Source organism: Candidatus Electrothrix sp. (assembly GCF_052785085.1).
On the sequence record NZ_JALAAI010000170.1, the window covers coordinates 1 to 6,465 of the forward strand.

Below are 6,465 nucleotides of genomic sequence, written 5' to 3' on the forward strand. Positions count from 1 at the left end.
AAAAATGAAAATAAAAAAATCTGTGGTGCCAAGAACGAATTGCCAAAACACTTAACATGCTGATTTCAAAAGGATTATTTTCTCGGTATCGCAAAGTTGGGTTAAACTATCGTGATCTTCTTTTTTTGTCCAATCTTTTTTTGTGTGGAATGAGGCGGGTGAACGGTTACACTGAGGTTATTCCCAACAGCCGGGTGGATGCCTTGCGGGTGTTGCCTGTGTATCAGAGTTCTGTTGAATGTCAGGAGTAGGTTTTTGCCGGATTTCTCGGGAAGTCCCCTTGAGCTGATTTTGTTGAACTCTTGAGTTATGTTGGTTCGTTATTTTCCTCTCTTTTTGCCGTCTTTCTGCAAATACAGCTCAATCTCTTCCGGCGAGGTTGTAATTATCGAACAGGCTGTTCAGCACGGTGCTGATTTCCTGGGTTTTGCCTCTATATTGCCGGGCCGCAAACTCGACCTCTTTGGGGATACCGCTGAACAGATGCATCAATAAAGATCAGGCCCAGCAGCCGGTGCCAGTCTGTTTTTTGTTGTGCAGCCATGAAAATGTGGTGGTCTTTTAAGATCGGTGGCGGAACAGTATGTCAGGGTGAATATATTTGATTTCAGTTTTTTACAAAGCTATTTAATCAACATGTTCATGCAAGGACTTGGCGCATCCACTGATAAGCACCGTCTATATCGAATGCCTTTGCCGCATACGTTTCACAAAGCAATTGTTCAGAGAGGAACTGATCAAATTTTTCCGTCTTTTTTTCTGGAACACACCTCGCTAACTTTTCAGGAGTCTGTTGAGGCGACGTGAGTATCCTGTTAAATACAGAACAAATTTCATTTATACTTGTTCCTTGTATTTCAAGTATTCCTGAGCTATTTGTCACTCGGAAACCTTGCCCCACAAGCATCGTAGCTAACGTGTTGACTATCTTGTCGCCCAGCCAAGGTAAAATATATATTGTGTCACCATGTGCAAAAAAAGGACTTTTATCCAATCCTGCATTCTTGAAAAAATCTCTGCCTTCCTGAAATAATTTCTTTGCCTTGGAATCAAGGTAATCTATCCGAGAGTCGCCTTTTACAATCTGATATTCACCATTACTGTATATTTCAAACATTTCCTTTCGTACTTTGTCATGAATATATATCCCCACGCCAGAAAAAAGAGGCGGTTGCCCACCCTTTGCTTTGCTTACCCGTATTACTTTTTTTTCCGAGTCTACTTGGGAAACCCTCCATCTTTTCCCACCAAAAATAATATTTTGATCAACTACAACTGGATATTCAATAGGAAAAGATCCAAGCGTTTTTCCTTTATATTCAATTCGATACTCTTCAGGTGTGTTGAATACAGCATAAAAACTGTAATGCCCTGTGAGCCTTTCTCCATTTTCTCCTAAAACCAATTGACCATCATTAAGTTGAAAAAGTAGCTTTTCTTTTCCCATTTGTCTGAGAAGACGTTTGAAACAGTCAATGCTGACTTGATAAAATGAACCGGTTACACAGAAGAGATGCCATAACTGCTCTACCCTGACACCACCCCATTGCGCAATAACCGAAAGTATCTGATGTACTAATGTAGATAAGTGGAGCTGCGTTATATTTGCTGGCTCATACCACTTTTTTAGCAACAGACGTATGATTGCTATACTCTGCAACAGTTGCAAGCGAAGCAAATCGCTCATGTGAGAATTTTTTTCTACTTCCTTTTCAAGAATAAACATCCTTAAAACAGCTGTATTGTCTCTGCGCCCTGACCTACCGAGACGCTGCCGCAGGCTAGCCACGGAATGAGGTGCTGTGACTTGGGCAACGGAATTGACTTTGCCGATGTCAATTCCAAGTTCTAATGTCATTGTGCATATTGCAGTCGTAGGGAGGTGTTCTTTTTGTAATCTTCTTTCAAGTTCAGTCCTCAATTCTTTAGATAAGCTCCCATGATGAGGAAAAAATTCATTCGGCACGATATTCTTCTTGCAGATATCAGCCAACAGAGCTGCAAACCTTTCGGTTCTTCCTCGGCTGTTAGCAAAAATCAAATGAGAGTCACCACGTAAGAGCGTATAAAGTTCGTGAGCAATTTCTTTGTCACCAGGAGGAGTTATATTATTGTTCTTGTTTTCTTTATTGTTTTTTTCAATTCGTGATGGCTCATAATAACCTCTGATTTGCAATCTCACCCGCCCATGATTTTTGTTACTTTGAATTAATTCATTGCGAATCTGAGCATAAGGAGGGCGCAAGGACCTCCTGACTTGTTCCATATCACCTAACGTTGCACTCAAGGCAATCCGTGGAATAAAGCCATCTTTTTGACGCAAGTGTTCCAGTCTGTGCATTAATGACTGGAGCTGACAACCTCTCTCGGAACCGAGAAAAGCGTGGTATTCATCAATAATAATATATTGCAGAGAATCAGCAAGTAAAGCCAACCAACCGGATTCGCGAACCATTAATGCCTCTAAGGATTCCGGTGTAATAAGCAGGATGCCTGCTGGCTTTACTTTACATTTTCGTTTTATTGACTGGGCAATATCGCCATGCCACGGGGTGAGCGGGAGCTGAAGAAGGTCACACAAACTTTCCAACCTTCTGTATTGATCGTTAATAAGGGCTTTGAGGGGGCTTATGTAAAGAATTCCTATCCCGGTCCGTTGATTTGCAATTGCGGAACAAGCAGGCAAAAAGGCTGCCTCAGTTTTGCCTGCTGCTGTTGAAGCACTTATTATGACATCTGACTTCTGTTGAAGAACAACAGGGATTGCCGCTTTCTGGATGTCTCGAAGATCGCTCCATCGCTGCTTGTAAACCCACTTCTGTACCAGTGGGGCTAGGAGATAGAATGGATTTTTAGGATCCATTGGTAAAGCTATATGGTAAATCCAGCTAATTCTTCATGAGATTCTTTATCCATATTCTGATCCGGCATATCACTGTTTGTTTCTTGAGTAACATTTACCGAGCGGACAAGATCCTGCCAGGATATATGATCATTCTGTTCGATAACCGATAGCATATCTACAAATGCTTTGATGGTGTTCCTTGGAGTACGAAAATATGCTTCGCCGATCTGCTTGTTGCAGTGCTCAAGAAATGCGATCAGGGCTTCTTCAGGAACCAAATACTCCTCTTCGTTACCAGAGGCAAAGACATTTCTAATATTTTTCAGCAGGATATAGAGTTCTTCCGGTGACAAATTTGCTAAATGGATAGTCGTAGAGGAATAGTCAATAACGCCCGCCTGTTTCGCAAATGTGTTTTCTGCCAGTCTTGATTGCAGGGCTTCATAACTGTACAGACCTCTTCGAGGATCAAGCAGGAATTCCGGTGTGCCTCCTAATAAGAAGCCGAGGTACTCTGCTTGCCCTTGCAGGCAATCGTTCAATATGCGTAAAATTTGTTCATAGTTGGATGTTCTAGCCTGTTTGTTATTCAACTTGTACAGATTGACCAGTTCATCTAAGTTAACCAATAAGCCTCCGTATCCTGCCTGACGAACAAAAAGACTCATTAATTTAAGGCTGTCATAAAATGACGCATCGGAAATGAACGTTCTGACGCCAAGATCCTTTCTTGCTTCAGTTTTGGTGGAATACTCGGCTCTCAGCCACCGTATTGCGTAAGATTTTAAGGCATCGTTGTCTTTCTCATGACCATGCCAGTATGCGGCAATAACTTTTGCAAAATCATAGCCGCCAACTAACTCGGAAAGATCGGAAAGTTGGTTTTCAATAACAGTATTTACAGAGAGCGATTCTATTTGAGCTTGTTGCCGTGCCGTCGTGATAAAACGTTCCACGATACTGGTCAAAGCGTTTCCGGCCGGTTTGCTGCGTGTTGCAATATTGCGCATTAATTCGGAATAAAGACTTCTTGCCTGACCGGATGACGCATGGATTCGCCTGTCTGGAGATAAGTCCGCATTTGCCGTAACCAGTTTTTTTTTTGGGCAATTGATCTGACTAGCTCAAGAAAAAAAGTTTTACCGGATCCGTAATCACCAATAATCAAGCGGAATGCTGATCCTCCATCGGTAATACGCTCAATATCTGACAAAATAGCTTTCACTTCATTAACCCGCCCTACCTGGATATGCTGTAAGCCTGTCCGAGGAGTTACTCCGGCTTTTAGGGACTGAAGTATGGAATCTCTTTCTCTCGGTCTAAGACGTTTTTGGACTACCATCAACTCACCTCAATTGTTCGTGAAATGCCTTATCGTTTTCCAGACAGAATGAATCATTCAAACTTCGGACAGCAGCTCCAGATCAACGTAAAAGATGTCTCCGTCTTCATCTATCAAAGGAGCATCTGCCGCCTCAAAAAAGAGATCATTAATTGCCTCTATCGAACCGTCCATCATTATGTTCAGCTTGTCACAAAGAACGAAAATTTCATCACGCTGCCACTCATCTTTTGTTATCAACTCGTTGTAAAACATTTTCTGCTTTGTGTCCAGTCCTGTTAGCTCGTCCTCTGTAGACACGGTCTGATCAGTGAAGTCCGAACTCTCTCCAGAATCTATAAAAATTTTATCCAAAATATTTTTTACACCGACTGTTTCCTCTTCATGTTGCCGAAGCCGTTCAAGATCAATAACGTTTGACGCACTTTTTTCAGAATTTGTATCTTCACATTTTGTAAGATGTGCTGTCTGTTCTCCTTGCTGAGTTTTCCTTTCAGCTTTGCTCTGGTGCAGGTCGTTTATTACAGCTACCTTCTCCAGTCCTAATGAGTTGTACAGCTTCTCAAGCTGCTTTACCTCCTCAGGGGCTATATGACCATCTGCGTGGGCAACATCAATTAATATTCTGCTGATCGCAGACCGTTTGTGATCATCCAATTTATTGAGTTGAGCCTTCAGTCCTCGCATATTTGCTGGTGCTGAAATGCGCCAGTACAGATATGCTTTTAAAGACTTTTTTTCACCTGAAGACAAGTCCCCATTTTGCTGTATCAAAGTATTTAAAACCTGAAATTCGGAACGATCAACTTGATCGTCAATTTTTGCAACCATAGAACCGAGTCGCAATATTGTTACCAAGTGGTCAAAATCATTACCCGGAGCAAGGTGTTTGTCGATTCCCAGCCGATAAAGAACTGCCTTTCCGCCTTTTTCCGGTTTCGCATCATGAAATCGTATATCCGGGGCCATACCATAACCTACAGTTGTCAATATTTTTGCTACAATTTCAGATTCTTTTTTATTGAGTTTAATAAGGGCACTTTCACCAATAAGCCGTAGTATATAGTTAACAGGAATTAAACCGAATCCAGATGTCAGTTTGGCTTCAAGATTTTTTTTGATTCGTGCAATTCCGGGTAGATTCAAAAGTGGTATAAGATCGGATGGCAATAAGGCTACAGCTGACGCAGAACCTTTCTTATTCCCTTGCCGCCCGACAAATCGACTGTAGGCATTCAGCTCCTCTTGGCACGATTCCGCAAGCTCAATTAACTTATTTATAGGAGCGCGTAATTTTTCAGGATCAGGTAGATTTGTTTCAATAGGATGCGGGGCGTGGAGAGATGAACTTGCAGGCCGATACGTAATCACCAATTTTGATTTATTGGGTTTCAATATCATTCCATCCGGCTGAAACGCTTCTCTATACCTTTTTGCAAATAACAATCGAAATTTTTTGGGACATCGTTTAGCCGGGGTTTTCGGCTTGTAATCAGAATGTGTCGTGAGCCATGCAAAGGCTAACTTGGCAGGTACAGGTTTTCCCTCCCCAATTGTTTTGCCCAAAATATAGTAAAAAACCGGGCTGGGTGAGCCATTAATAAAGAGTAATTCATATGGTGTGTTGCCTTTTGCTCCGTATAATATCCATATGTAGGATAATAGATTTACGGCATAATTTCTAAAAGAACCATTGGTTCCGTAAATCTTCAACAGTCGTTTTACCTCTTGAAACAGGAGGGAAATCTCTTTATTTTTTACGAGACCTTTTTCTCTGTCTACAAGCAATCGTCTTTCCAGGCCATAAAAATATAAGAAAACGTAACCGATATAGGTGGTTGGATTGTCTCGATTGCTTGCCAGCCATTCCAGGTATGCAGACCTGCTTCTGGAAGTAATTCCAGAGTAACTCGGCCAATAACTCATGTCATCGCCAGCATAATCCGGGGATCCCTCGTTGACAGGTAATGTCGGATCAATCAATGCGCTGTCAGTTGAATAACCGTCTCTGCTCTCCAACTTCCCACCAAAATAGAAAAAACCTTTCCTGATCTTGTAGTTACCTGTCGTCACTGACTTGTTTGGATAAATCCAACGAGCAGGTGTCTTTTTTTCATTTGTATTATGTTGTATTGAATCGACAGAGGCACTTATCCTAAAATTAACTAGCTCTTCATGCTCCTTTTCGGTTACCTTAACTGATGGAGAAAGTGTCTCTTTGACATTTTTGAATGTAGAACGTATCTTTTTTCCGGTGAAGAGCATAAGGTTACTCCAT

At 41.7% G+C, this 6,465-nt stretch carries 3 protein-coding genes and 1 pseudogene; all 4 read right to left on the reverse strand.

Annotation, left to right across the window (positions count from 1 at the left end; genetic code table 11):
• Positions 1-360 precede the first annotated feature (360 nt).
• Complete coding sequence (locus L2082_RS17825) at positions 361-489, reverse strand: hypothetical protein (RefSeq protein WP_446010609.1); 129 nt, start codon at positions 487-489, stop codon at positions 361-363.
• A gap of 151 nt (positions 490-640) precedes the next feature.
• Positions 641-2,863 (reverse strand): DEAD/DEAH box helicase, encoded by a 2,223-nt coding sequence (locus L2082_RS17830; RefSeq protein ID WP_446010610.1) that lies wholly within the window; start codon positions 2,861-2,863, stop codon positions 641-643.
• An 8-nt stretch (positions 2,864-2,871) separates the two neighbouring features.
• Positions 2,872-4,187: pseudogene (locus L2082_RS17835) on the reverse strand (ATP-binding protein).
• A gap of 57 nt (positions 4,188-4,244) precedes the next feature.
• On the reverse strand, positions 4,245-6,465 hold a 2,221-nt coding region (locus L2082_RS17840), incomplete at its 5' end, for a TerB N-terminal domain-containing protein (RefSeq protein ID WP_446012056.1).